Source organism: Carnobacterium sp. 1290_CSPC (assembly GCF_001053265.1).
Taxonomy (GTDB): Bacteria; Bacillota; Bacilli; order Lactobacillales; family Aerococcaceae; genus Aerococcus; species Aerococcus urinaeequi.
This window is the reverse complement of the sequence record NZ_JVVG01000024.1, coordinates 114,404-141,085: the sequence shown is the minus strand read 5'-3', so window position 1 is coordinate 141,085 and position 26,682 is coordinate 114,404. Positions and strand designations below refer to the sequence as shown.

The window sequence follows — 26,682 nt, the reverse complement described above, 5'->3', positions numbered from 1 at the left end:
TTGATAGTCGATAACCTATCTTCGTATGATTGTACGAATGAGGCGAGCCGAGTGTTCGCAAAGTAAGGTGGTACCACGTTTCAGACGTCCTTATAATACTGTGTTGTATTATAAGGACTTTTTTTATGTAAAGTGAAGATGATGATGAGGGAAGAATCGCTTAGCTAGCATGATGAAGCTAGGATGATAAAATGGAGGGAATATCAATGCCAATTAAAGTTGTTCAAGATTTACCAGCATTACAAAAATTAACCCAAGAGAATATTTTTGTTATGGATGAACGTCGTGCAACCATGCAGGACTTTCGTACTTTAGAAGTGGTTATTGTGAACTTAATGCCGACTAAAGAAGCGACGGAAGAGCAGTTGCTGCGGTTATTAAGTAACTCACCCCTGCAAGTGAACGTGACCTTTATCCACATGCAGTCACACCAAGCGGCCCATATTTCAGAAAACCATCTAAAAGAATTCTACCGAACCTTTGACCAAATTAAGGACCGCTACTTTGACGGGATGATCATTACTGGCGCGCCGGTTGAGCACCTAGATTTCGAGAAGGTGAATTACTGGGACGAATTGGTATCCATTATGGAATGGTCAAATAATCATGTTTTCTCAACCTTGCATATTTGTTGGGGCGCCCAAGCAGCCCTTTACCACCATTACGGCATCGGTAAACAACCTTTAGACAAAAAACTATTTGGTATTTACGAGCAAGAGTTGAGGGATAAAAAGGTATCTTTAGTACGCGGTATGGATGAACTTTTCTATATGCCACATTCTCGCCACACGACTGTGCCAACTGAATCTTTTGAACAGGCACCAAACTTAGAAATTCTAGCTGGTTCAGAAGAAACAGGGGTTTCAATTGCTCAGTCCACTGATTCGCGTTTTGTATTTATCTTTGGCCATGCGGAATATGACGCCGAAACCTTAGGCAAGGAATACGAGCGTGACGTTGAAGCTGGTAAGCCAATTGAAATGCCAGTCAACTACTATCCTGGCAATAACCCAGAAAAGACGCCGAAATTGAAGTGGCGGACAGCAGCCAATACCATATATGCCAACTGGTTAAACTACTATGTTTACCAAGTAACGCCATTTGTCATTGAACAAATTAGTGACTCTTGGCAAGGCAAAAAGAACGTTTAATCGCTTTTCTAATTAAAATGAAGGAGAAAAATGATGCAAATCAAAAGAGGCGACCAGATCATTCATTTAGCGGGCCAACCCTTACAAAAAGGCGACCAATTACCCTTAGTCGACCTATACAACCGCGATAAAGAAGTGGTTCAATTGGGCAACTATATCAAAGAGTTAACCGTCATTTCCATTGTCCCAGATATCAATACTAAGACTTGTGACATTCAAACCAACCGTTTCGCAGCGCTAGCTAAAGAAAAGAATTATCCGATTTTGACCATTTCTTTTAACGACCCTGCAGATATCACTAACTGGTGCCAGGCCAACAATGTCGACATGACTTACCTTTCTGACCAGGCGGGCCATTTTGCCAAAGCCTCAGGACTTGAAATGGTTGAGAATGGTAAACTGGCACGGACCGTCCTATTGGTAGATGACGCCAATCAAATCCAATACATCGAAATCGTTGCGGACATGCGAGACGAACCCAATTATGACGCCGTACTTGCTGCCGCTGACCAGCTGATTTAAATGACGATTTGAAAAAAGAGCACTCACCAACTTGCTAATGCCCAATATAATAATGGGGATTGCAGGCTGTTGTAGACTCTTTTTGTGTATTTTCTATTCGTATGAATTGAAGAAACGGGTAATTTCAATGGCCGCATTTTCTTCTGTGTCTGAACCGTGAATGGCATTTTCAGTCACATTTCTGGCGAAATCAGCGCGAATGGTATGAGGCGCTGCATCGCGTGGGTCGGTTGTACCTATGATTTTCCGCATCCCATCAATGACGTTATCGCCGGTAACCACCATAGCAAAGACTGGGCCAGAAAGCATATAAGATTCAAGCTCAGGGTAAAAATCCTCATTCAATAAGTGGGCATAGTGGTGGGCCACCATTTGTTTATCTAATTCCATGACCTGGGCGCGCTCAATAAAATAATCTTGATCTTCGATACGCGAGATAATGGCACCCATCAAGCCGCGTTTTAAGACATCTGGTTTCAACATAATAAAAGTTTTTTGTTCAGGCATAATGAAAAGCCTCCTTTAATTTACTATTATAAGTAACTCCCTGAAATTTACCAGTAATTTACGGATTTTTAACCCTTTCAATGAGCGAATGATTTAACTTTACTACATGGGCAGTGGTATATTTAGGTAAGCAAGTAAGGATTAAAAAAGGAGCGATTAAATGAGCGAGTATATTGTACCAAATGTATGGACATGGGAAAATGAAGCTGAAGAAATCAAGAATCTAGGTGGTAACCGTCCAACTGCAGGTAGCCGTTTTGAACAAACACTGCCTGTTGGAGAGGCTGATTTACAGTTGTATTCTTTGGGTACACCAAACGGGATTAAAATTACTATTCTACTAGAAGAATTAAAAGACTTGGGCGTGTCAAATACTGAATATGACCTATTCTTAATTCATATTGGAAACGGGGATCAATTTGGTTCAGATTTTGTTGATATCAATCCAAACTCTAAAATTCCAGCTTTAGTAGACCAAAGTCAAGAACCTGCCTTGAACGTTTTTGAATCAGGTTCTATCTTACTTTATTTAGCTGAAAAATTTGGTCACTTAATACCTAAAGATATCCACGGGCGTACAGAAACCTTGAACTGGTTATTCTGGCAAATCGGTGCTGGTCCTTATGTTGGTGGTGGTTTTGGTCACTTTTTTAGTTACGCACCTGAAAAATTAAAATACCCAATTGACCGTTTTACAATGGAAACCAAACGTCATTTAGATTTACTAGATCAAACATTGGCTGAACGCGACTTTATCGCGGGTGATGAATATACGATTGCGGATATCGCAATCTGGTCATGGTATGGCCGTTTAGTCCTTGGTGAATTATATGAAGGGTCTAAAGAATTCTTGGATGCTGAATCATACAAAAACGTGGTTGAATGGGCCAATAGAATCAATGAACGCCCAGCAGTTAAACGTGGTTTGGCAGCAGAATACAAACCATTAGACCAAGCGTAGAATAGACACGAAAAAAAAACTGTATCGTTAGACCGAAATCTGACTTTACAGGGTTTTGTTATTATACAAATTTTACTTGAGTGCCCGCAATCAAGTCCCCAATATGGCGGCTGATTGGACGGAAGATTCGCATAGCCATAATCAGGAAAAGCGGGTCAAGAAATAGGGGCGTTAGTATTTGGTTGGATAGCGATTCGTAATTAGAAAATATCTCTGAAATAGTCGCCATATGGCCTAGTTGCCAAGGGATGAACTTCACGATATTTCGAGGCAGTGCATTTGGCGACTGTTTTTTTGCTGAAACACTAACTTGATATAGGCTTTCTTTTTGCCGAAACTACCACCTGTATAATCCATATAAGTGAAAATCAACACAACTGGTAAGACACTAGTAAAGAAGGATAACAAGTTGGATTGAAGGAGGCTAACTTCAGCGATGCCACTCATCACAGCGTAGATAATGATACAAATGACTGCCACGATCACCAGTAGAATGATAATGATCAGGTAATCAATCAAATATTCTTTAAGACTTTTCTGGATTCTCATCGACAAGGGGACCTGTTCGTTTATTTGCATACAACCATCCTTCGATGAAACAACTGAGGGAGAGTGCGCATTTTCATTTGAAAAAAGGCCCGACTAATTTGACTTAAATTTACTGTATACAATTGTAGGTATCAAATGTTAGCAAGTTAACGGGGCGCATTTCGGCAAAATGGATTAACCTTTAAATTGACACACAGAAAAAGCTGCGCCTGTTTATTAACAAAGGGGTGCAGCTTTTTGCTGGGTTATTTTAGTCTAGTAGTCATTCGTTGACGTGACCGATACTTTTTTCCATATCGACATGCATGATGCCTGCGTCCATATATTTGGGTGTATCCATGTTTTCATAGCCAAGCGCTTCGTAGAAACCTGTTACATGCTCTTGTGCACCTAAAATGATTTGTGAGAAATGTTCCTCTAAGGCCTTCGCTTCAACAACGGCCATCAACTCACGGCCTAATCCTTGGCCACGATATTTTTGAGCAATTGCTACACGTTGTAATTTGGCTGCATTCGGTGTTAAGGCGAGTAACCGCGCTGTATAAACGGGTTCATTATCGCTATTGTAGCCAACCATATGTAAGCAATCTGCTTCGTATTTATCGATTTCTTCGTCAATATCGATACCTTGTTCGTCTACGAAGACTTCTTTTCTAACTTTTAAAGCGTCCCTATAGGGCTCTGAATTGATATCATTGGTCCAAACGGTCTTCATGCCATTTCTCCTTCAATAAAAAATGAATTTAGTGCTAAAAATGATAGACTCATTATAACATAAGCGGGAATAATTATTATGTGATTTGCAATTTTAAATTACTTGATGTCTGTGGTATTATAGAAAGGCATATTTCAGGAGGTGTGTTTAGCTTAGCACGCTATATAAATCATACGCCCAACAAATTAGAAAGACATAATCAATAATAAAAATGAAAAAGGATGAAGAGGATGAACTTAACGCAAGAAGTAGCAAAACGCCGTACCTTTGCCATCATTTCCCACCCGGATGCTGGTAAAACGACGATTACAGAACAATTATTATTATACTCAGGTGCTATCCGTCAAGCGGGTACTGTTAAAGGGAAAAAATCAGGTAAATTCGCCAAGTCTGACTGGATGAAAATTGAGCAACAACGTGGGATTTCCGTTACCTCTTCAGTGATGCAGGTAGATTACGATGGTTACCAAATCAACCTAGTGGATACCCCAGGACATGAGGACTTCTCTGAGGATACTTACCGTACTTTGATGGCTGTAGATGCGGCCGTGATGGTAATTGACTCAGGTAAAGGGATCGAGCCTCAAACTAAGAAATTATTCCAAGTTTGTCGTATGCGTGGAATTCCAATTTTCACCTTCATGAACAAATTAGACCGTGATGGCCGTGAACCGATGGACTTAGTTGCTGAACTTGAAGAAGTGTTAGACATCGATGCCTATGCAATGAACTGGCCAATGGGTATGGGGAAACAATTCCTTGGTTTATATGATTTCTACAACAACCGTGTTGAATTAACCCATCCGGAAGAAAATGGTGGTAACGACTTCCTACCATTGAACGAAGACGGTGAAGTTGAAGGCGACTTTAAATTTAAAGAATCATCTATTTATACCGAAGCCTTGGAAAACGCAGAATTAATGCGTGAAGCTGGTAACGGTTTTGATGCAGAAGCCATTGATGCCGGTGAATTAACACCTGTATTCTTTGGATCTGCCTTAACAGGATTTGGTGTACAAACCTTCCTAGATGCCTTCGTTGATTTCGCGCCAGCACCTTCTGCAGTAGCTACTGTTGAAGAAGGGGAAGAAATTGAACCAACAGATGCTGAGTTAACTGGTTTTATCTTTAAAATCCAAGCCAACATGGACCCTCGTCACCGTGACCGGATTGCCTTTGTTCGTATCGTGTCAGGTGCCTTTGAAGAGGGAATGGATGTTAAAGTAACGCGTACTGGCAAGAAAATCAAATTGAACAATACAACCCAATTTATGGCCGATTCAAGAGAGAACGTTGAAAAAGCTGTAGCCGGCGATATCATTGGTTTGTATGATACAGGGAACTTCCAAATCGGTGATACCATTTATACAGGCAAAAAGGCCGTATCATTCCCACCACTACCACAATTTACACCGGAATTATTCATGAAAGTATCACCTAAAAATGTCATGAAACAAAAATCATTCCATAAAGGGATGCAACAATTAGTCCAAGAGGGTGCCATCCAACTTTATAGAACATGGCATTCAGAAGAGTATATTATTGGTGCTGTTGGGCAACTACAATTCGAAGTTTTCCAATACCGCTTATTAAATGAATACAACTCAGAAGTTGACATGTCACCAATGGGCAATAAAATCGCCCGTTGGATTTCTGAAGAAGAGTTGGATCCGAAGATGTCCTCAAGCCGTAACTTACTATGTAAGGATATCCATGGTAATCCTGTTTTCCTATTTGAAAACAACTTTGCCGTGAACTGGTTCCAAGGTAAGTATCCGGATGTGCATTTAGAAACTTTACTGTAATAAATAGTTTTCAATAGCAAGAAAAGAGCAATATAAAACCACTAAACGATGACAATTTATGTTGTGATCATTTAGTGGCTTTTTTTATTTAGTTTGTAACGTGTATAGCTCGTGACATATATTTATTTATAGATATCGCCTGTTATTGTTGTTGAGTATAGAAGACTAAGACTATCTTAGACGCATAATTGTTTCAAACCAAGATTCGATTTGCTGTTTGTCAGGTACATCCTTTAAGTAAACGAAATTAAAGGGATGTTGAATATTAAAGTTTACTAATGGAATTTCAACAAGATAACCAGTTGCTAATTCTTCTTTCACAGCTTCACGGTACATAAAGGTGATACCCATATTTTGATGGCATAAAGCTTTAATGACATTCATATTTGTGATTTGAGTTCTACCAATAAAGTCGTCAACATGAAGATTCTGGTTATATAAAGCTTGTTCTAAAATATCACGTGTACCACTCCCTGGCTCCCGTAAAATAAGTTGCTGATCAAGCAAATCTTCTAAAAGAATGGCTTTTTTTGCTAGGATATTTTCAGGCGAACAGATAGCGATAAACTCTTCATTTGAAATCAACTTATGTTCAAATTCCTGCTGGTTGAAATGGCCTTCTAATAGAGCGAAGTCAATCTTACCGTCCCAAAGCATCTCTTGTAGAATATGGGTGTTTTCAACAAACATTGAAATATTTGTAGCAGGTTTTTCTTCAAATATCTGATGTAGAATGGGCGGCATAGTATATTCACCAATGGTTAGGGTTGCACCAAAGTGTAGAGGATAAACCTTATCTTTTACACGGTGGAGCAGTGGCAATATACGTTCAGCATTTGCTTTTAATAACTTGATATATTGTTGAAGAGCTTTACCTTCTTCAGTAAGCGAGAAGTTTTTGCCTTTTTCAGCTATTAAAATGATTTGATAGTAGTGTTCTAAATATTGTATATGCTGAGAAACAGCAGGTTGAGTCATGTTTAAGATTTCAGCCGTTTTAGTAAAACTCCCTTGCTCACAAAGGGTTAAAAAAGTTTGTAAACGATTATCTAGCATATCCACCATCCTTATAATAATTATTTATGTAAATATAAAATATGATAATTATATTTTATGGAAACCGTATGCTATATTCAAGATATGAATAATGATTTGGAGGAGAATTATGATAGAAAAAGGAAAAAATTTAATACCAGGCTTATCACTTAGTGCCTTAGTTGCAGTGATAGCCATAGTGCTGAGTAGCTTATTACCAGGTGATATCATTGGTGCGACTGTGATGGCTCTGCTAGTTGGGATGGCATTAAATCCTTTCTTCATGAAACATCAACAGCTATATTCAGGGGTTACTTTTTCATCAAAGAAAATCTTACGATTAGGAATTATTTTGATGGGCGTGAATCTGAACTTTGCTGAAGTGTGGGATGTTGGAAAATGTGCACTTTTTTTAATGATATTTACAATGTTAACAGCCTTTGGTGTAGGTAACTTGATTGGTAAGTTTTTTGGGATAAATTGGAAGCTAACAAACTTATTAGCAGTGAGTACAGCAATCTGCGGAGGATCAGCGGTTGCAGCGGTTGGACCTGTTATAAAGGCGAAACATGAAGATATTACTTATGCAATTTCTGCTACCTTTATCTTTGATATTATTACAGTAATTATTTTTCCATGGATAGGGATTGCGCTGGGGATGTCTGATACAGGGTATGGTCATTGGATTGGTACTGCGGTGAATGATACCTCTTCTGTAGTAGCTGCTGGTTATGCTTTCTCACAACTTGGTGGGAACGTAGCGGTTATTGTAAAACTAACACGTACGCTATTCATCATCCCATATGTGCTAATTTTCTCTGTTATTAATGAACGGCTAGAAAATAAGGCACAGGGAACAGAATCCCATACACCTGTCGATTTACGAAAAATATTCCCGTATTTCATCATTTTATTTCTAGTCGTTGTGGCTTTGCGAAGCATTGGCATTATACCGAATGCGATTGCGCCATCTATTTCTAGTGCATCAAAATTCAGCATGATCATGGCCTTATCTGCAATTGGATTAACGACTAGCTTTAAAGATATTAAAAAAATTGGTCCTAAGCCGATGATTCTAGGTTTTATAGTTGATTCACTTGTTGTCGTTGTTGCCATTGTTGTTCTATTTCTAACAAAGCATTTCTAACGATAAAAGAATAAGTATTGTTTATAAAAAAAAAGAATTGTAGCAATGAAGCCACAATTCCTTTTTTTGTTTATTTAGTTGTACTATCGTCTGATTCTAAGTTTGATGAATTTTTATTTTCATTTTCATTTTCACTGACACTTACTACAATTTCGTCGTCAGTATTTGTTGTGAAATTAATTTCGTGAATATCACTGTTTTTTAGATAGGTATCAGCAACTTGGTCTTCGATTTGACTTTGGATGACACGTCTTAATGGGCGAGCACCAAGTTTTGCATCATAGCCAAGTTCAACTAACCGTTCTTTGACCTTGTCATCAACATTTACATGGATGTCTTGGTTGGCTAATAAGTTGTTCATGTTGTCTAATAGTAGGTCAACAATCACAATCAATTCTGCTTTAGTTAGCGGTTGGAATTCGATAATCGCATCGAAACGGTTCAAGAATTCAGGTTTAAAGTAGTCACCGATCTTGTTCATGATACTTTGTTGTTTACCTTGTTTGCTTGCCCCGAAACCAACACTTGCTTCCACGCCATCTGAACCGGCATTTGATGTCATGATGATTAGGGTATCTTTAAAGGATACAGTCCGTCCTTGGGCATCTGTTAAACGACCGTCTTCCATAATTTGTAGGAAGATATTTAAGACATCTGGATGGGCTTTTTCAATTTCATCTAATAGGATGATTGAATATGGCTGACGTCGTACTTGTTCAGTTAATTGGCCAGCTTCATCGTAGCCCACGTATCCTGGAGGTGAACCGATCAGTTTAGACACGGCATGCTTTTCCATGTATTCGGACATATCAAAACGGACTAAGGCTTCTTTGCGACCAAATAATTGGATGGCCAATTGACGAGCTAATTCAGTCTTACCAACACCAGTTGGCCCGACGAACATGAAAGATCCGATCGGACGGTCTTGACGGCTCAAACCAACGCGATTACGGCGGATGGCTTTAGCAATGTGTTCTACAGCATCGTCTTGACCAATGACGTGTTGTTTCAAGTTTTCGTCTAGGTTGATTAATTGGTTTTGCTCAGATTCTTGCAAGTCTGAAACAGGAATACCGGTTTTGGTTTCGATAATCGCTTGGATGTCGCTAGCAGTAACCGTTGGGGTCTTTTCAGTCACATTTTGGTTGCTATCATACATGCCTTGGTATTTATTTAATTGGTCACGGTAGTAGGCTGCTTTCTCGTAATCTTCTGCTTCTGTGGCCATTTCTTTTAGTTTGGTTAATTCATCAATTTGATTTTTCAAGGATTCACGGTCTAAGAATGGAATAGTTAAGTTCATTTTAGAACCAGATTCATCTAATAAATCGATGGCTTTATCTGGTAATTGGCGGTCAGTTATATACCGGTCAGATAAACGGACAGTCGCTTCAATCGCTTCATCACTATATTTCACGTTATGGAAACCTTCGTATTTTTCTTGAATACCTTTAATAATTTCAAGGGTTTCCTCTACAGAAGGTTCAGCTACCATGACTTGTTGTAGACGACGGGCTAGGGCGCCATCTTTTTCGATTTTTCTAAATTCATTTAAAGTAGTAGCACCCACTAATTGGAGTTCTCCACGGGCTAGGGCTGGTTTTAGAATATTACCAGCATCTAGTGAGCCGCCTTCGGTTGAACCAGCGCCGACAATTTCATGAATTTCATCTATAAATAGAATGATATTTTTATTTTCACGGACTTCATTCATTAATTGTTGCATTTTTTCTTCGAATTGACCGCGGATACCAGTCCCTTGAACAAGCGAAGCAACATCTAATTGGATGACTTCTTTGTTGCGCAATTTTTCCGGTACAGCGTGCTCAACAATTTTTTGAGCGAGTCCTTCGACAACCGCTGTTTTACCAACACCTGGTTCACCAATTAGAACAGGATTGTTTTTTGTCCGACGGTTCAGGATTTCAATCACTCGGATAATTTCATCGTCACGACCGATAATTGGGTCGATTAAACCAGCTTTAGCTTGGTCAGTCAAGTTGGTCCCGTAATTGCCTAAGATAGAATGGTCATTGTTGCCACCTTGGCCAGCTTGAGCTTGCGCTTTATTTTGCGAATTAGTAGAAAAGCCTTGTTGTTGCATTTGACGTAATAAGTCATCAAAGCTATAGCCACCAAAGGGGTTGTTACCGTTACTGTTGTTGTTATTTAAATTGTTGGCTTGTTTACCTTGAGATAGCTGTGAGTAGCATGTTTGGCAGAGGTTCACTGCTTCACGTCGGCCATTCACATTTGCGTATACATGAATGACGGCGTCGCGTTCGCCACAGTTTTGACATAACATATAAACACTTCCTTTATTTAATGCTAAGGGGGTTGCTTGCAATTTTTAATTCGCAGCATTTCAATATAACTGCTAATAACTCTATTATACTCTGACCAATTTTGACTTTCAACTAAAAGGTCTCAACCAAAATAATTCATGTGCTATCCAAGTGAAAAACCTTGTGGAAACGCTATTTTTTTGGTAAATTATAAGTGAAAGAGTTTTCTAATTGTGGTATAGTCTAGTTTGTGACGTTTTACTTTGCAAATAGATAAGCTATAATAACTCTTGCCTATTTATAAAGGTATGAATAAAACATTTTAAAGGAGATTTTTGATTATGAAAAAACAAGAATTTAACATTACAGCTGAAACTGGTATCCACGCACGTCCTGCAACTTTATTGGTGCAATCTGCAAGCAAGTTTAACTCAGATATTAACTTAGAATACAAAGGTAAATCTGTAAACTTGAAATCTATCATGGGCGTAATGTCTTTAGGTGTAGGTCAAGGTTCTGACGTTGTAATCACTGCTGAAGGTGATGACGAAGAAGAAGCAATCCAAACAATTGCTGACACTATGAAAAATGAAGGGTTATCAGAATAATATGACAAAATTAACAGGAATCGCGGCTAGCGATGGCATTGCCATCGCTAAAGCGTTCTTAGTTGAAGAACCTGATTTAAGTTTTGAAATTTCAAAATCTAATGATTCACAACAAGAAAAAGAACGCTTAGCAAAAGCTATAGCCGACTCAAAAGTAGAAATCGAAAAAATTAAAGCGGTTGCAGCTAAATCATTGTCAGAAGAGGAAGCGCAAGTCTTTGACGCGCATTTAATGGTCCTTGAAGATCCGGAATTGCAGCAAGCTTACACCCAAAAAATTGATGATGAAACATTGAATGCAGAATCTGCTGTTCGTCAAACAGCTGACTTCTACATCGAAATCTTCAAAGGTATGGAAGACAACCCTTATATGCAAGAACGTGCAGCTGACATCAAAGATGTTACTGATCGTTTAGTAGCACATTTATTAGGTGTTAAAATCCCTGACCTTTCAACAATTGATGAAGAAGTGGTTGTTGTGGCTTATGACTTAACGCCAAGTGATACTGCACAATTGAACCGCCAATTTGTTAAAGGTTTTGCGACTGATATCGGTGGACGTACGTCACATTCAGCGATTATGTCTCGTTCATTGGAAATTGCAGCGGTTGTAGGGACTGGTAATGTTTCTAAAGAAATTAATGACGGTGACACTGTCATTGTTGATGGTTTAAACGGTGATGTTATTGTAAATCCTGACGACGCAACAATCGCAGAGTACGAAAAAATTGCTGCTGACTTCTTAGCTCGTAAAGCTGAGTGGGAAAAACTTAAAGACGCTGAGACTTTGACTAAAGACGGCAAGAAATTCGAAATCGCTGCCAACATCGGTACGCCAAAAGATTTAGAAGGTGTACATTCAAACGGTGCTGAAGCAATTGGTTTATACCGTACTGAATTCTTATACATGGATTCAGATGAAATGCCAACTGAAGATGAGCAATTCGAATCTTACAAAGTTGTTTTAGAAGGTATGAATGGTCATCCAGTCGTTGTTCGTACAATGGACATCGGTGGGGACAAACACTTACCTTACTTACAATTACCAGAAGAAATGAACCCATTCTTAGGTTATCGTGCAATCCGTATCGGATTAAACCAACCTGAATTATTACGTGTACAATTACGTGCTTTATTACGTGCGTCTGTATACGGTTCATTACGCATCATGTTCCCGATGATTTCTAATTTACCTGAATTCCGCGCTGCGAAAGCAATTTACGAGGAAGAAAAAGCTAAATTAGAATCAGAAGGTGTTGAAGTTGCGGATGACATCCAAGTGGGTATCATGATCGAAATCCCAGCAGCCGCTGTGATTGCTGATCAATTCGCTAAAGAAGTTGACTTCTTCTCTATCGGTACTAACGACTTAATCCAATATACAATGGCGGCTGACCGTATGAACGAACACGTTTCATACCTGTACCAACCATTTAACCCATCTGTATTACGATTAATTAAAAACGTTATCGATGCTAGTCATAAAGAAGGTAAATGGACTGGTATGTGTGGTGAAGTGGCCGGTGAACCAATGGCTGCCCCATTATTAGTAGGTATGGGCTTAGATGAATTCTCTATGTCTGCGTCTTCTGTACTGAAAATCAGATCATTAATTTCTAAATTAGATTCAAACGAAATGGCTGAATTAGCCAACAAAGTGGTTACGGAAGCAACTTCTTCAGACGAAGCTGAAGCTTTAATTAAAGCAGCAGTTCCTGAATTAGCTGACTTATAATCATTTCAAATAAACATACTGAAAACCTCACTGAGATCATGGATTTTGGTGGGGTTTTCTCATCGTCTTAGTAACAAACCAAAGCAAACAGATTCCTTATCGTATTCTTTACAATTAAGTTGCCTTCAGGTGATTTTTTAATTACAATTTTTCTGTTATGATAGGATATATGACAGGATTAAAACAAAAAGGGCATCTAAGGAGTGTTTAGATGAATATCGCGATCTTTACCGATACCTACTTTCCACAAGTAAGTGGGGTCGCTACATCAATTCAAACATTAAAAGAAACGTTTGAGGATAACGGACATCAAGTCTATATCTTTACGACATCTGATCCAAAGGCAGAAATTGAAGACCATGTCTTTCGCTATGAATCAGTTCCTTTTCTGTTCTTCAAGGATAGACGAGTGGCGATTCCTTCTTTTGCATCGATTTACCGTAAATGTAAAGAGTTAGAAATTGATATCGTCCATTCCCAAACGGAGTTTTCTATGGGGTTGATGGGGGTAAGCGTAGCGCGCTATATGAGGATTCCACTAGTGCACACTTACCACACTTGGTATGAGAAATACCTCCATTATATTTTGAACGGCAAATTAATTTCTCGAAAAACGGTCGTTCATTTGTCTAAACTTTTCTGTGATCAAGCTGATTTGGTCATTTCACCTAGCGGTCAGATGAAAGATGTTTTACGAGACTATCAAATTCAAAAACCTATTCATGTCTTGGCAACCGGGGTAAAGTTACCTAAGAAAATTGACCAAGATGTCTTAAAAAACTTTAGACAAAGCTGGGGTATTGCACAAGATGAGTATTTACTATTATCGATTAACCGTATTGCTGAAGAAAAAAACTTAATCGCGATTATCGAGCAGTTCCCTCAGGTGCTAGCGGATATTCCGAATGCAAAGTTATTACTTGCTGGAGACGGGCCACAATTAAAAGAGTTAAAAGCGTTAACAGCCGAACTGAACTTGACGGATAAAGTCGTTTTCCCAGGCTTTGTGGCTCATGACCAAGTCAACGTCTTGTACCAAGCGGCGGATGTTTATGTGAATTTATCAACTTCAGAAACGCAAGGCTTAACCTTTATTGAAGCCATCACCAACCATTTACCGGTGATTGCCATGAAGACGCCTTATCTAGCGGCCCTTGAAGATATTGCAACGTTCGGTCATTTATTAACCGAAGTGACAGACTTTCCGCAATCTGTGAAGGCTATTGCAGCTACGCAATCTACATTAACAGAAGGGCTAGCGCCATTGATTTACCATGTGTCGGCGGACGCTTTCTATGAAGACTTGTACCATATTTATCAGTACATGATTGAATTGCAGTCAGAGAAACCGAGAAATCTAATTGGCCGAAGTGTTTACCTATCTTCTTCTTTTGCAGAATTGCATAAGCCCTTGAAGTGGACCAGCAAGTACTTTCCGTCTTTCTATATTCGCAGAAAAGATGAATAGTCAGCCTTAATACGGGCCGTCATTTTTCAATGAAAAGGCTTTGCTGAAATTAATTCATTTCTTATGCACTTAAAGGTTTTTTATTCACCCAAAGAGTGTTAAAATGACAAAGATAAGAAGGCGAAAGGAGATTATTATGCAATCATCTCGATTAGAAGCAATTATTACCCGATTAAAAGCGATGCTTTCTGATGACTCAGAAATCGAAGTACGTCGTTTTGAAAAAGAGGGCGTTGAGAAGTGTATTGTACGCTTTAACAAAGAGTCTGAAAGTTTTGAATTAGAGGACTTAACAATCAACGAAACTTTCCAATTTGATGACATTGATTTAGTCGCAATGGAAATCTACGAGTTAATTCAATAATTAACCAATGCAGTTGAAATTGTAGGGTGACCTACTAGAACTACCAATATGGCAGACATTCTGTGTCGTATAGAGGGTCGTGGCATCACGATCCTTTTTTTATTTATATGGAGTAGAGGGAGTTTAACATGTCAGATTCAATGAAATTATCGCGTGCTATAGCTTTTTTTAAGGACAGTGGCAGCGCAACAACCATTACACAAGAAAATACTGCAGACGAGGTCGTAATTGATCGCATCACCTTCGACTCGCGTGCGGTGACAGCCAACACCTTATTCGTTTGTAAGGGGCTAAACTTTAAGGCATCATACCTAAAAGATGCCGTTGACCGCGGGGCAGTGGCCTACCTATCAGAACAAGATTACGCAGCAGACATCCCAGGCATTATCGTTGAAGATATCCGCCTAGCGATGGCTCAGCTCGCCAACTTCTTCTACCAATCACCTTGGCAAGACGTGGCCATTTCAGGGATTACAGGTACCAAGGGTAAAACAACCACTGCAGGTTTTGTTAACCAAATTTTGACTCTAGACAGTCAGAAGAAAGGGCAAGCACTACCTGGTTTCGTATCATCTACCTTTAACTATGATGGCCTAGAAAAAACGCCATCAACCCTTACTACGCCGGAAGCCATGGATTTATATGAAATGCTAGCAACAATGCGAGACAATGGTGTGAAACGGGCAACTATGGAAGTATCCAGTCAAGCCTTAAAATACCACCGAGTTGATGACGTGAAGATGCAAGTGGTGGCTTTTTTAAATATTTCACCAGACCATATTTCACCAGTTGAACATCCCACTTTTGCTGACTACTTCCAGTCAAAATTACGGATCTTTGACCACGGTAAAGTGGCCGTCATCAATGAAGATACGGACCATTATGAAGAAATTTTAAAAGCAGCACAAGATGCTGAAAATATTGAACGGATTGTGACTGTTTCACGCAAGAACCCGGCGGCTGATTATTTTGCCGATGAATTAGCTTTTAGTGAAACCAAACAGACTTTTGTGGTGAAAAACCAAGGTGAAGCGATTCCGATGGCTTTAAATGTCTTAGGGCACTTTAATATCAACAATGCCTTAGTGGCTGCGGCGATTGCGCGTGAAAACGATGTAGAGTGGGCAACAATTCAAAAGGCTTTAGGCGATGCCAAAACTGATGGCCGGATGGAAATTTATCGTAGTGCGGACAATCAATTAACCTTCGTCGTTGATTTCGCGCACAACAAGATTTCTTTTGAAGAATTATTCTCATCTGTTAAAGAAATGGCCCCTGATAATGAAATCCGCATCGTTTTTGGATCAGCCGGTGGTAAAGCTGAAAACAGACGTGCTGATATGGGCCATGTGGCTGGTTTAAATACCAATGAAATTTATTTAACCAGTGATGATCCAAACTTTGAAGACTCTTATAAAATCATGGCTGAAATTGAAGAAGCCATTAACGGGGTCAATCCAGATGCTAAAGTAAGAAGCAATTTAGATCGGACCGGATCAATCTATATGGCCTATAAGGATGCGATTGCGTCCGGGAAACCGACGACCATTGTGGTAGCTGGTAAGGGGTCTGAAGATACGATCAAAATTAATGGCCGTAACGAAATCTATGTTCCTGATTTTGAATATGTTCAACAATTGATTGCTTTTTATGAATTTAAGGGTAGAATTTAAGAATAGAGAAATTTATGAGAATATCATGAAATATACATGATAAAATACAATGAACTAAAGAGGTGGCAAATTTGAAACAAATTAATATTGGATTACTTGGTCTAGGTACAGTCGGTGGCGGTGTAGCCAAAATTATGTACGATCACGCACAAAAAATGTCAGATACGGAAGGTATTCAATACCAAGTAACGAAGATTTTTGTCCGTGATATTGAAAAATCAAAAGCGAAACATCCCGGATTACCAGAAAGCATTCAATTGACAACTGATTTCAATGATGTCATCAACGATCCTTCAATTGATATTGTCGTTGAAGCGATGGGTGGAACAACATTCGCAGCTGACTGTATTGAATCTGCTTTACGCGCTGGTAAACACATCGTAACTGCTAACAAGGACTTGGTGGCGATTAAACGCGGTTTAGATTTAATCCAATATGCCCAAGACCATCAATTAGACTTCTTATATGAAGCGGCAGTTGCTGGTGGTATTCCAATTTTAAATAGTTTACGTACGCCACTAGCGTCAGACAAGTTATTCTCTGTATCAGGTATTGTCAACGGGACAACGAATTACATTTTGACAAAAATGGTGGAACAAGGTCGTGGCTTCGATGAAGTCTTAGCGGAAGCGCAAGCTTTAGGTTTAGCAGAAGCAGACCCATCAGGCGATGTTGATGGTCTAGATGCAGCCCGTAAGATTGTAATCTTAACGAAAATGGCCTTTGGGGTGACTGTCGACTTGAACGAAATTCCAGTCAAAGGAATCCGTCATGTCACAGCTCGTGATATCCAAGTTGCTAGCTCATTAGGTTATGTGATCAAGCTAATTGGTCGTGCAAACTTTGTAGACGGTACTGTATACGCTGAAGTGGGGCCAACCTTAGTACCAAAAACCCATCCATTATCAACTGTTCGTAACGAAATGAATGCTGTCTTTACTGAGGGAGCAGCGACTGGCGAGATGATGTTCTACGGGCCTGGTGCCGGCGAATTACCTACAGGTGCTATGGTAGTTTCAGATATTATGGCCATTGGTCAGCATATTCACACAGAAACGACTGGTCAACCATTTGCGAATTACAGTCAAGATGCCGCTTGGAAAAAGGCTGAAGATATCAAATCTGTCGGTTTCTTCCATTTTGAAACTGAAGACAAACAAGGGCAATTCATCAAGCTTGTCCAAATCTTTGACGATGCGAAAGTCAGCTTAGACAAGGTATTCCAAGAACCGTCATCTGACGATAAGACAGCGAAAATTGTGGTTGTCACTCATGAAATGTCACAAGCCCAATTACAACAAATCAACCAAGCCACACAAGATAGTCCTGAATTAAACCTGATTTCTTACTATTCTGTGTTGCCTGAAGCGAAGTAGGTGACCGATATGGTAGAAAAGGTACGTGTGAAAGTCCCGGCGACTTCAGCCAATATGGGACCCGGCTTTGATTCAATCGGTGTTGCCGTTAGCCTATATTTAACGGTGGATATTCTTAGCCCTAGTGAACAATGGCAAATTGACCATGACCTAGGCGAAGGGATTCCAACTGATGCATCCAACATGGTGATTGAAACAATTTTACGGTTCGCACCGGATGCCAAGCCCCACTATTTAAATATGACTAGTGACATCCCGACAGCCCGTGGTTTAGGGTCATCATCTTCAGCCATTGTGGCGGGTATTGCCATTGCTGAAATTTTAGCGGGGGCTAATTGGTCAATGGATGAAAAGATTAACATGGCTAACGAAATCGAAGGGCACCCAGATAACATTGCGCCAGCTTTAGCGGGCGGGTTAGTAGTATCTGTAGCCATGGATTTAACCCATGTCTTGTGGACGAAGTCTTTATTAGAGGATGTGCATTTTATTGCGACCGTCCCTAACCGTGAGCTATTAACTAAACAAGCGAGAGCCGTTTTGCCGAAAGAATTGGTCTTTGCAGATGCAGTTCGAGCGAATGGTATTGGCAACGTCTTCGTCAGTAAGTTGTTAGAAGGGGACATTGAAGCAGTGGGTACCTTGATGGAAATGGACCAGCTGCATGAACCATTCCGGGCACAATTAGTGCCAGAATTAGGTGAAATCCGCCAAGTTTTGTCAAGAGTTGACGGGGTTTACGGGACTTACCTATCAGGTGCCGGCCCAACTATTATGACCCTTGTCCAAGCTACTGCCTCAGATCAAATTGTTGAAGCAATCAGCCAATTAAATCTTGACGTACAGATAAAGACACTTGACTTTGCCTCAGATGGGGTTATAGTAGAGAATATGTGATTTTAGACGATTGATAATGTTACGAGCATGTCAGACTGATATGCTCGTAGCATTTTTTGTTGCTTTGCTTTTCGGAAAATGGCTACTATCCGCCAACTCGGCTTGCAGCATTTTGCCAAAAGTTTATACTTATGAAACATGAGGTGAACAGGCCTTTACATAAGTGAATCAAGGGGCCGCTTATGGTATACTATTCATGAAAATAAGGGAGGCCGGCATGAAAAAAGACTATTTTAAACCAACCTGGATGATAGAACGTATCTATCAATTGACACCTGATCAATTAGCCAAACATAATATCAAAGGCGTGATCACCGACCTAGATAACACCTTGATTGCATGGGATAACCCGGATGGGACACCGGAGCTGCGCGCTTGGTTACGAACCATGGAAGAAGCGGGGATACCTGTTGTCATCTTATCCAATAACCATCACGGCCGTGTGAAACGTGTTGCTGACCAGCTAGGGGTACTCTTTACCTCAGATGCTAAAAAACCTTCTCGTAGAGGATTTAGACGGGCCATTGACATGCTTGGTGTCAACCAGGATGAAGTAGTCATTGTTGGTGACCAACTTTTAACCGATGTTTTTGGTGGTAACCGCCTAGGCATTCGCAGCATCTTGGTCATGCCATTAGTTGAAACAGACTTGGTATGGACCCTATTAAACCGTAAAATTGAAAAATTCTTATTCAAGAGAATTGAAAAGAAACATCCCGACTTGAAGTGGAGGAATAATATTGTCTAACGAAGAAACACTATATTGCGTTGGTTGTGGTGCTGAAATTCAGACTGACCAACCAGACACACGCGGGTACACCCCGAAATCTGCCTACCAAAAAGGTATCGAATCAGGATTATTATACTGCCAACGTTGTTTTAAATTGCGTCATTATAATACCCTTGAGAAAGTATCGACATCTGCAGATGAATTTTTAGCCATCTTAAACACCCTTAGTGAAAAAGATGCCCTTATTGTTAACGTGATCGACATCTTTGACGTAGCAGGCTCTTTAATTAACGGCTTGAACCGTTTTGCAGGGTCTAACCCCATCCTAATGGTTGCCAACAAGATGGACGCCATTCCAAAGGCAGTGAAACACAACCGGATTGAAAATTGGTTGCGTAAATACTTGAAAGATAATGGGATTAAAATCGATGATTTAATCCTTACCTCAGCTAAAAAGCGGGCTAATATTGATGATTTATTAGCGAAAATCGATGAAATGCGTGATGGCCGTGATGTTTATGTGATTGGTATGGCTAATGTTGGTAAATCTTCATTGATTAACCGTATTCTTCAAGCCACGGGTGTTGAAGCGGATGTCATTACAACTAGTCAGTTCCCAGGAACGACTTTAGATTTAATCGATATTCCTTTTGACGATGCAAATGGTAATGAAGCTAGCTTAATTGATACACCTGGAATCATTAACCCAGGCCAGATGACCTCTATTTTAGAAGGAAAAGAATTGGTGGATGCTTTACCGAATAAAGAAATCAAACCTGTGACTTTCCAGCTGAATCCAGAACAAACATTGTTCTTTGGTGGCTTAGCCCGTCTTGATTTTATTGCTGGTGAACGGACGTCCTTCACGGTTTATATGTCTGGTCAGATAAAACCTCACCGTCGTAAATTAGAGGGTTCAGACGAATTTTACCAAGAACATCTTGGTGGGATTTTACAACCGCCTTACCCAGAAAATGAGGCCAATTTTCCAGGACTAGTCCGCAAAGAATTCTCAATCAAAACACCAACAGATATCGTATTTCCAGGTTTAGGCTGGGTTTCAGTAAGTGACCCAGTTCAAATTGCGGCTTACGTGCCAAAGGGTGTTGATATTATTACCAGAGAAAAATTAATCTAGATTTTAGTCGCTTTAAAAGTCGCATAGCATATCAGCTAGAGCAAAATCGGATTTGAGCCTGCATAAATGGAAGGTAGGCTCTCACACCTTGTTATGAAAGGAGACTATTCATTTTGAATAACAAACAAAAGAAATTTTTACGTAAAGAAGCCCATCATTTGAACCCCGTAGCCAACATTGGTAAAAACGGTTTATCAGAAGAATTTATGGTGCAAATTGATGAAGTCCTAGAAAAACGTGAGTTGATCAAGGTACATTTATTACAAAATACAGATGAAGAAACTAGTGAAGCGGCAACAGAAATCGCTGAGGCAGTAGATGCATTTGTTGTCCAAACAATTGGACGTGTGATTACTTTATACCGTCCTTCTTCTGAATCTAAGTATCAAGAAATCTCAGCGCAAGTAAAAGCTTTAGGCTAATTACAGGAGGCAAATTGTGGCAAAGGTATCATTTTTAGATCAAGAACATGTTCGTTTGATAAATGAACCAGAGACAGAATTAGCGTTTGAAGACAATCCCAATAAACGGATTGGTATTCTTGGGGGTACCTTTAACCCCATCCATAACGGTCATTTATTGATGGCTGAACAAGTCTATGACAAGCTGAAATTAGATGAAGTGTGGTTTATGCCAAACAAGAAGCCACCCCATACGGAAACCAAAGAAACCTTAGACGACGCCTACCGGGTAGATATGATTGAATTGGCAATCCAAGACAATCCACATTTTAGTCTAGAAGCAATTGAACTCGACCGGGTAGGGAAATCTTATACGGTGGATACTATGGAGATTTTAACGGCCCTGTATCCAACTTATGAGTTCTATTTCATCATTGGGGCGGATATGATCGAAAACTTACCTAAATGGCATCGGATTGATGATTTGATTAAGATGGTGCATTTTGTAGGTGTTGGCCGTGAGGGTTATCAAAATGATACGGACTATCCATTGATTTTTGTAGACGCTGAAGGGATGACTGTGTCATCAACAGGGATCAGAAACTCGGTGGCAGAAAAAGCCTCTATCCGTTACCTGACACCAGGACCTGTTGTTGCTTACATTCAAGAAAAGGGGTTATATCAAGCACATGAAAGCTAGAGAATTAAATCCGGATCTGATTAATATTAAACGGGATGAACTTGAGAAATTACTGCAAGCTCGTTTAACCAACAAGCGGTATAAGCACGTCTTACGGGTGGAAGAAACAGCTATTGAACTAGCTGAACAGTACCCTGAAGCGGACGTAGATAAGGCCAGTATAGCAGCCTTACTCCATGATTATGCTAAAGAGGATAGCGAAAACCACTTATCTGAGTTTAAAGACTATCCAGGATACGACCCAGAGTGGTTAAATTACGGATCTGCCATTTGGCACGGTCCATTAGCCGCTATGATTGCAAATACTCGATTTGGGGTCAAAGATGAAGATATCTTACAGGCTGTTTGGTCCCATACTATAGGGAGCTATGACATGACTCTAGACCAAAAAATCTTGTTTATCGCCGACTATATCGAACCAGGTCGTGACTTTAAGGGCGTTGAACAAGCACGAGATCTAGCCAAGACTGACTTAGATGCGGCAGTAGACTTTAAAATCAAACAATCTATTGTCCATTTGGTTGAATCAGGCCGTCAAGTATATCCAGAAACAATCGCCATCTACAATGATTGGGTTAAGAAATTTAGCAGCAAAAAAAGTAATAAAAACAAGTGATCAGAATAAAACAGCAATAATAAAGGAGTATTTATGACTAAAAAGAGTGAAATATTATTAGAAGCAATCGTTAGAGGTGCGGACGACCGCTTAGCGACAGATATCGTAGCCTTAGACGTTGCCAACACAACACCAATGGCTGACTATTTTGTCATCATGTCTGGTCGTAACGATCGTCAAGTTAAAGCCATTGTGGACGCTGTTGAAGACGCAATTGAAGAAGCAGGATTTTCAGTGAAGGGTATCGAAGGAAAAGACGGTAACCGTTGGATCTTAATCGATGCTTTCGACGTGATTGTACACGTATTTACAAGTGAAGAACGTGGTTTCTACAACTTAGAAAAAATGTGGGCTGAAGCACCATTAGTCAACGTTGAAGAATGGATTAGCTAAGGCGCAACCATGACAGAAAATCAACAACAATATGACGTATTCGCCGATGTCTACGAAATCTTGTTTGATGACAGTCTATACCTATCTTGGTTTACCTTCGCCACAGAAACCATGCAGGCCTTCGACAAATTCATAGAGGGCCAAGACTATTGGTTGGACCTTGGCGCAGGTGGCGGTCAATTCGCTATTTTGATGGCCCAAGCAGGTTATCCTATCAAGGGGCTAGACCTATCTGAAAAAATGGTCGCTGCAGCCAAAGCGAACGCTAAGGAAGCTAAGTTAGACCTTGAATTCTGGCAAGATGACATGACCACATTTGAATTAAGGGACCAAGCAGCAGTCATTTCCTGTTTCTGCGATACCTTTAATTATCTAGCGGACGCGAATGCGGTGAAAACTACTTTTACCCATATCTACCAGCAATTACAAGATGGTGGGATTTTCATGTTCGACGTTCATTCTATCCATCAAATGAATGACATCTATCCAGAAACATCCTTTGTCGTTGAGTGGGATGACGCCGTATTTACCTGGACATCAGACCAGTTCCGTGGCGAAAATACCATCGACCATACCATTAACGTATTCGTTCAAAACACAGACGATAACAACTACCAACGGTTTGAAGAAATGCACTACGAACAGACCTTGCCTATTGAAGCTTACCAGGAAATTTTGACCCAAGTAGGCTTCAAGAACATCCGTGTCACAGCAGACTTTGGCCAAGACGCACCGGATGAGAGTTCTAAACGTATCTTCTTTTCAGCGCAGAAATAAGTAATGTAAACACTTTGAAAAAGGGGTGACCCTATGCAAGCTGTCGGAATTATTGCCGAATGGCATCCGTTCCATAACGGACACGCCCATCAGATCAAAAAAGCCAAATACCAGGCCGAGGCCGACCTTGTAATTGGCGTCATGTCTGGTAACTACGTTCAACGTGGGGAACCAAGCCTAGTATCCAAGTGGGCGCGGGCAGCCGTTGCTTTGGAGAACGGCTGTGATTTAGTGGTTGAGTTACCATTTTGGTTTGCTACCCAACCAGCTGACTACTTCGCTGAAGGCGGGGTAAAAGCTTTGGTGGCCCTTGGTGCATCAGCTATTTCTTTTGGGGTTGAAGACGACCACTTTTCTGATTATGAACAATTGGCCAAATGGATGATCGCCCACCCTGATCAAGTAGCGGCCGCTGACCAATATGTAGAGAATTTAGACAACCGTTCTTTCGCTGAAAAACGGATTGCAGCTATTCAATATTTGCAGGCGACCCATCTAGAAATTACGGATTTAAAGGTCAACTTTAAAGAAAACGCCAATACCTTACTGGCTTTTGCTTATGCTAAGGTCAATGCCCAGCTACAGACGCCTTTAAAGATGGTGCCGGTCAAACGGATTGGGGACAACCATCGTTTAAATGCCTTAAATGAAGGCCAATTAGACCAAGACACTAGTCTTTATACGTCTGGGTCAGCCATACGTCACTACCTCTTTTCCAAAGATTTAAAGGGTCTTAAAGAGTCGAATGAATTGGAGAAGATGGTGCCTAGTGATATGGCTGAGGCTTTATGTAAGGCAGTTGAGGCGGACCTGCTGGTGTCGTGGACGGATTTATTTCCCTATCTGCGCTATCGTTTGTTGACGGCTTCTAACGGGGAGTTAGGGGGTATCTATCAGATGGTGGGTGGTATGGAAAATCGGATGGTTGAGGCGATCAAGCAGGTGGATAATTTCTATGATTTTGTGGACCGGGTGAAGAATCGGAATTGGTCGGCAAATCGGGTGCAAAGGACGGCTTTGATGGTGGCTTTGAATATTCAAAAAGATGAGATGCAGGCAGTGCTTTCACCTAGTCATCGACAGCCTTTGATGTTGCTTGGGGCGACTGAGAAGGGACGGGCTTATTTGAAGACGGTTAAGGCGGATTTGAGTGGGGCGGATAGTCTGTGGCAATTGGTGAGTCGTGTGGACCAGACGAGTGAAGAAAAATGGCCAATGTGGTTGAAGGTTGACCGGATGTATGAAATACTAAAACCACAAATTGATACACAAAATTTCAATCATCCGCCAATATTTACGAAATAAAAAAAGGAAAGGGAGCAGAGGAAAAATAGTTTACTTTTTGATGGAGACCTAGTAGTATGGGAAAGTACGTTTCATCCTGTAAATATGACAGTCAAAAAGTGATAATGAGTTTAATTTAATGACCTTGTCAAGGAAAAAACATTGACAAATAAGTTTAAACTTAGTATAATTTTTCTTGTTGCTTATTAGGTGGTCAATAATGAAATGGTCTATTCAAGAGTTGCGTCAAATCGCATCCCAACCAATGATGATTCAAGAATCAGTCGATATGAAAGAGCAAATGAAGGCAGTAATACCTGAGTTGATCGACATGTCACCTGTTTCAGTTGATGGTATGGTTCTCTATGAAGAACATACAGTATTGACACAATTACGATTAGCACTAAAAATGACGATGCCATCTACACGGTCTTTAGAGCCGGTAGTGCTGGATCTACAATTACCAGTTTCCGAACGTTTTCTTGAAGACGGTTGGGAGACAGATATTGTCGATGAAGAACACGTTGTTCAGTTATCTATGGATAGCTACACGTTAGATTTGCGAGAATCTATTCGTGACAACATTCTTCTAAATCTACCAATTCAGATTTTGACTGAAGAGGAAGAGGCTGACGATGCGTTTCCTGAAGGGAATGACTGGCGAGTTGTAAGCCAAACAGAGTTTGAAGCTGAACGTGATGAAGAGGAAGTTATCAATCCTGAATTCGCTAAACTTCAAGATTTGTTTAAAGATTCAGAATCGTCGGATGAAGCATAATTGATATTTAATTAGGAGGTGTAATGATGGCAGTACCAAAACGTAAAACGTCTAAACAAAGAAAAAACAAACGCCGTACACATTACAAGTTAGAAGTACCTGGAATGAACGCATGCCCTAACTGTGGTGAATTACGTAAATCTCACCATGTATGTGCAAACTGCGGTTTCTACGATGGTAAAGATGTAATGACTGACGCAGCAGCTGAATAATTTTATTTAGCGCAAGATTCATTGAGGATTACTGCATAGTTGATATGTGGGAAACTAAAATGTTTACTTTGATTATATATAATTAAAAGGGCATTAACCGCTTTTGGTTAGTGCCTTTTTTGTTTTCCTTTTTTAAAGGGAAAATCAATCTAGACATTTTTAGCCATCTTAGCTAGTATTAATGGATGACATACTTATGGTTGATATAGAAAATAAAGGAAAGGTTGACGATTATGGCTTTCAAATGGAGCGAAATACTGTTTTATCTACTACCCATCGTGAGCTTATTACTTGTAGGCACAGTAGGAAAACCTTACCTCTACTTTAACAAGCGGATTAAATTTGCACCGATTGATGTTGTTTTTCCTATTCTTTTGGTTTGCCTCCACTTTATCTCCAAGGATTTATTGTTCTTTTCAATTATTCCCCACTTAGTGGTTGTGATTTCCTTGTTGGCGATTGGTATTCTGGTTTGGCGACTTGTGAAAAACGAAGAAGTTATTGTTAAAAAATTCTACCGAATGCTTGTAAATATTGCTTTCTCCATTACTTTCATTACTTATGTGTTGGTAACCGTCTGCCGAATTATTCAAGTAGTGACAATGTAAACATTAGCTAGTCATCAATCTCTATTATGTAGAAACTTGAAATTCTTAAAAATATACAAAAAAGAAGTTTTGAACTTGTTAAAAACAGGTTCAAAACTTCTTTTTTGTGTGAAAAAATCCCGCAACTACGCCTTTTCCACAAAAAGTGCAAAAAATAGCAAAATTTTGGGGAAATGTGGTGAAAAGTGGGGAGATATGGTAGACTTATACCAATAAAGGCTAAGGTTAGGCACATAGGGTGATAAAT

General features: G+C 40.0%; 30 protein-coding genes and 1 other annotated feature (1 of these 31 running past the window's edge). Of the genes, 24 read left to right on the top strand and 6 right to left on the bottom strand.

The window, feature by feature from the left end:
- Nucleotides 1-95, top strand: a binding site (T-box leader) (it extends 138 nt beyond the left edge of the window).
- 111 nt (nt 96-206) lie between these two features.
- Both metA and AC973_RS02140 read left to right on the top strand, forming a co-directional pair.
- Entirely contained in the window at nt 207-1,151 is a 945-nt protein-coding gene (gene metA / locus AC973_RS02145; RefSeq protein WP_048726668.1) for a homoserine O-acetyltransferase MetA, read from the top strand.
- Nucleotides 1,152-1,181: 30 nt separating this feature from the next.
- Entirely contained in the window at nt 1,182-1,673 is a 492-nt protein-coding gene (locus AC973_RS02140; RefSeq protein ID WP_225968911.1) for a redoxin family protein, read from the top strand.
- A gap of 93 nt (nt 1,674-1,766) precedes the next feature.
- Here AC973_RS02140 and ndk read toward each other — a convergent pair whose 3' ends face one another.
- Nucleotides 1,767-2,180, bottom strand: a complete 414-nt coding sequence (ndk, locus tag AC973_RS02135) for a nucleoside-diphosphate kinase (RefSeq protein ID WP_048726665.1) — start codon at nt 2,178-2,180, stop codon at nt 1,767-1,769.
- Between the two features lie 160 nt (nt 2,181-2,340).
- On the opposite strand from ndk, the gene yghU reads away from it, so the two are divergent.
- Nucleotides 2,341-3,141 carry a glutathione-dependent disulfide-bond oxidoreductase gene (gene yghU, locus AC973_RS02130; protein ID WP_048726661.1) on the top strand — a complete coding sequence of 267 codons (801 nt, stop codon included), beginning with the start codon at nt 2,341-2,343 and terminating at the stop codon, nt 3,139-3,141.
- 61 nt (nt 3,142-3,202) lie between these two features.
- Here yghU and AC973_RS09935 read toward each other — a convergent pair whose 3' ends face one another.
- From AC973_RS09935 to AC973_RS02120, 3 genes are all read right to left on the bottom strand, one after another.
- On the bottom strand, nt 3,203-3,370 hold the full coding sequence (locus AC973_RS09935; protein WP_182045084.1) for a hypothetical protein: 168 nt from the start codon (nt 3,368-3,370) through the stop codon (nt 3,203-3,205).
- Nucleotides 3,371-3,396: 26 nt separating this feature from the next.
- The gene (locus AC973_RS09590; protein ID WP_157850735.1) at nt 3,397-3,690 is read right to left on the bottom strand and encodes a hypothetical protein; all 294 of its coding nucleotides are present in this window, start codon (nt 3,688-3,690) and stop codon (nt 3,397-3,399) included.
- A 262-nt stretch (nt 3,691-3,952) separates the two neighbouring features.
- Entirely contained in the window at nt 3,953-4,405 is a 453-nt protein-coding gene (locus tag AC973_RS02120; protein ID WP_016897691.1) for a GNAT family N-acetyltransferase, read from the bottom strand.
- A gap of 230 nt (nt 4,406-4,635) precedes the next feature.
- Here AC973_RS02120 and AC973_RS02115 point away from each other — a divergent pair, with 230 nt between their 5' ends.
- Nucleotides 4,636-6,210: a peptide chain release factor 3 gene (locus AC973_RS02115; RefSeq protein WP_048726656.1), complete on the top strand. Its 1,575-nt coding sequence runs from the start codon at nt 4,636-4,638 to the stop codon at nt 6,208-6,210.
- A gap of 171 nt (nt 6,211-6,381) precedes the next feature.
- Here the strand turns inward: AC973_RS02115 and AC973_RS02110 are convergent, their stop codons facing one another.
- The gene (locus AC973_RS02110; protein ID WP_048726653.1) at nt 6,382-7,266 is read right to left on the bottom strand and encodes a LysR family transcriptional regulator; all 885 of its coding nucleotides are present in this window, start codon (nt 7,264-7,266) and stop codon (nt 6,382-6,384) included.
- Between the two features lie 109 nt (nt 7,267-7,375).
- Between AC973_RS02110 and AC973_RS02105 the strand changes: the two genes are divergently transcribed.
- Nucleotides 7,376-8,392 carry a YeiH family protein gene (locus AC973_RS02105; protein ID WP_048726651.1) on the top strand — a complete coding sequence of 339 codons (1,017 nt, stop codon included), beginning with the start codon at nt 7,376-7,378 and terminating at the stop codon, nt 8,390-8,392.
- Nucleotides 8,393-8,462: 70 nt separating this feature from the next.
- Here AC973_RS02105 and AC973_RS02100 read toward each other — a convergent pair whose 3' ends face one another.
- Nucleotides 8,463-10,697 (bottom strand): ATP-dependent Clp protease ATP-binding subunit, encoded by a 2,235-nt coding sequence (locus AC973_RS02100; RefSeq protein WP_048726648.1) that lies wholly within the window; start codon nt 10,695-10,697, stop codon nt 8,463-8,465.
- Nucleotides 10,698-11,018: 321 nt separating this feature from the next.
- Here AC973_RS02100 and AC973_RS02095 point away from each other — a divergent pair, with 321 nt between their 5' ends.
- The 19 genes from AC973_RS02095 (at nt 11,019) to AC973_RS09930 (ending at nt 26,651) form a co-directional block, all read left to right on the top strand.
- Nucleotides 11,019-11,285 carry a phosphocarrier protein HPr gene (locus AC973_RS02095; RefSeq protein WP_016897686.1) on the top strand — a complete coding sequence of 89 codons (267 nt, stop codon included), beginning with the start codon at nt 11,019-11,021 and terminating at the stop codon, nt 11,283-11,285.
- 1 nt (nt 11,286) lies between these two features.
- On the top strand, nt 11,287-13,020 hold the full coding sequence (ptsP, locus tag AC973_RS02090; protein ID WP_029315811.1) for a phosphoenolpyruvate--protein phosphotransferase: 1,734 nt from the start codon (nt 11,287-11,289) through the stop codon (nt 13,018-13,020).
- A gap of 211 nt (nt 13,021-13,231) precedes the next feature.
- Nucleotides 13,232-14,488, top strand: coding sequence for a glycosyltransferase (locus AC973_RS02085; protein WP_016897684.1), 1,257 nt, complete (start codon nt 13,232-13,234; stop codon nt 14,486-14,488).
- Between the two features lie 136 nt (nt 14,489-14,624).
- The gene (locus tag AC973_RS02080) at nt 14,625-14,852 is read left to right on the top strand and encodes a YkuJ family protein (RefSeq protein ID WP_016897683.1); all 228 of its coding nucleotides are present in this window, start codon (nt 14,625-14,627) and stop codon (nt 14,850-14,852) included.
- A gap of 128 nt (nt 14,853-14,980) precedes the next feature.
- Nucleotides 14,981-16,525, top strand: coding sequence for a Mur ligase family protein (locus tag AC973_RS02075; protein WP_048726641.1), 1,545 nt, complete (start codon nt 14,981-14,983; stop codon nt 16,523-16,525).
- 62 nt (nt 16,526-16,587) lie between these two features.
- The gene (locus AC973_RS02070; RefSeq protein WP_048726637.1) at nt 16,588-17,901 is read left to right on the top strand and encodes a homoserine dehydrogenase; all 1,314 of its coding nucleotides are present in this window, start codon (nt 16,588-16,590) and stop codon (nt 17,899-17,901) included.
- A gap of 9 nt (nt 17,902-17,910) precedes the next feature.
- Nucleotides 17,911-18,798 (top strand): homoserine kinase, encoded by an 888-nt coding sequence (gene thrB, locus AC973_RS02065; RefSeq protein WP_048726634.1) that lies wholly within the window; start codon nt 17,911-17,913, stop codon nt 18,796-18,798.
- Nucleotides 18,799-19,015: 217 nt separating this feature from the next.
- Nucleotides 19,016-19,546, top strand: coding sequence for a YqeG family HAD IIIA-type phosphatase (locus tag AC973_RS02060; protein ID WP_048726631.1), 531 nt, complete (start codon nt 19,016-19,018; stop codon nt 19,544-19,546).
- The gene (yqeH, locus tag AC973_RS02055) at nt 19,539-20,666 is read left to right on the top strand and encodes a ribosome biogenesis GTPase YqeH (protein ID WP_048726629.1); all 1,128 of its coding nucleotides are present in this window, start codon (nt 19,539-19,541) and stop codon (nt 20,664-20,666) included. Before AC973_RS02060 ends, yqeH begins: the two co-directional genes overlap by 8 nt.
- Before the next feature lie 113 nt (nt 20,667-20,779).
- A complete protein-coding gene (gene yhbY, locus AC973_RS02050) occupies nt 20,780-21,088 on the top strand; it encodes a ribosome assembly RNA-binding protein YhbY (RefSeq protein ID WP_016897677.1) in 309 nt (102 codons plus the stop codon).
- A 16-nt stretch (nt 21,089-21,104) separates the two neighbouring features.
- Nucleotides 21,105-21,767 carry a nicotinate-nucleotide adenylyltransferase gene (locus AC973_RS02045; protein ID WP_082148212.1) on the top strand — a complete coding sequence of 221 codons (663 nt, stop codon included), beginning with the start codon at nt 21,105-21,107 and terminating at the stop codon, nt 21,765-21,767.
- Nucleotides 21,757-22,383 carry a bis(5'-nucleosyl)-tetraphosphatase (symmetrical) YqeK gene (yqeK, locus tag AC973_RS02040; RefSeq protein ID WP_048726626.1) on the top strand — a complete coding sequence of 209 codons (627 nt, stop codon included), beginning with the start codon at nt 21,757-21,759 and terminating at the stop codon, nt 22,381-22,383. The genes AC973_RS02045 and yqeK overlap by 11 nt, the downstream gene beginning before the upstream one ends.
- Before the next feature lie 33 nt (nt 22,384-22,416).
- Nucleotides 22,417-22,776, top strand: a complete 360-nt coding sequence (rsfS, locus tag AC973_RS02035) for a ribosome silencing factor (protein ID WP_016897674.1) — start codon at nt 22,417-22,419, stop codon at nt 22,774-22,776.
- A gap of 9 nt (nt 22,777-22,785) precedes the next feature.
- A complete protein-coding gene (locus AC973_RS02030; protein WP_048726622.1) occupies nt 22,786-23,553 on the top strand; it encodes a class I SAM-dependent DNA methyltransferase in 768 nt (255 codons plus the stop codon).
- Between the two features lie 33 nt (nt 23,554-23,586).
- Nucleotides 23,587-24,858, top strand: coding sequence for a nucleotidyltransferase family protein (locus AC973_RS02025; RefSeq protein ID WP_048726619.1), 1,272 nt, complete (start codon nt 23,587-23,589; stop codon nt 24,856-24,858).
- Nucleotides 24,859-25,057: 199 nt separating this feature from the next.
- The gene (locus tag AC973_RS02020) at nt 25,058-25,615 is read left to right on the top strand and encodes a YceD family protein (protein ID WP_016897671.1); all 558 of its coding nucleotides are present in this window, start codon (nt 25,058-25,060) and stop codon (nt 25,613-25,615) included.
- 26 nt (nt 25,616-25,641) lie between these two features.
- Nucleotides 25,642-25,827: a 50S ribosomal protein L32 gene (gene rpmF, locus AC973_RS02015; protein WP_016897670.1), complete on the top strand. Its 186-nt coding sequence runs from the start codon at nt 25,642-25,644 to the stop codon at nt 25,825-25,827.
- A 233-nt stretch (nt 25,828-26,060) separates the two neighbouring features.
- The gene (locus tag AC973_RS02010) at nt 26,061-26,435 is read left to right on the top strand and encodes a DUF3397 family protein (protein WP_048726616.1); all 375 of its coding nucleotides are present in this window, start codon (nt 26,061-26,063) and stop codon (nt 26,433-26,435) included.
- Nucleotides 26,436-26,471: 36 nt separating this feature from the next.
- Nucleotides 26,472-26,651: a hypothetical protein gene (locus AC973_RS09930; RefSeq protein ID WP_192828974.1), complete on the top strand. Its 180-nt coding sequence runs from the start codon at nt 26,472-26,474 to the stop codon at nt 26,649-26,651.
- Nucleotides 26,652-26,682 lie beyond the last annotated feature (31 nt).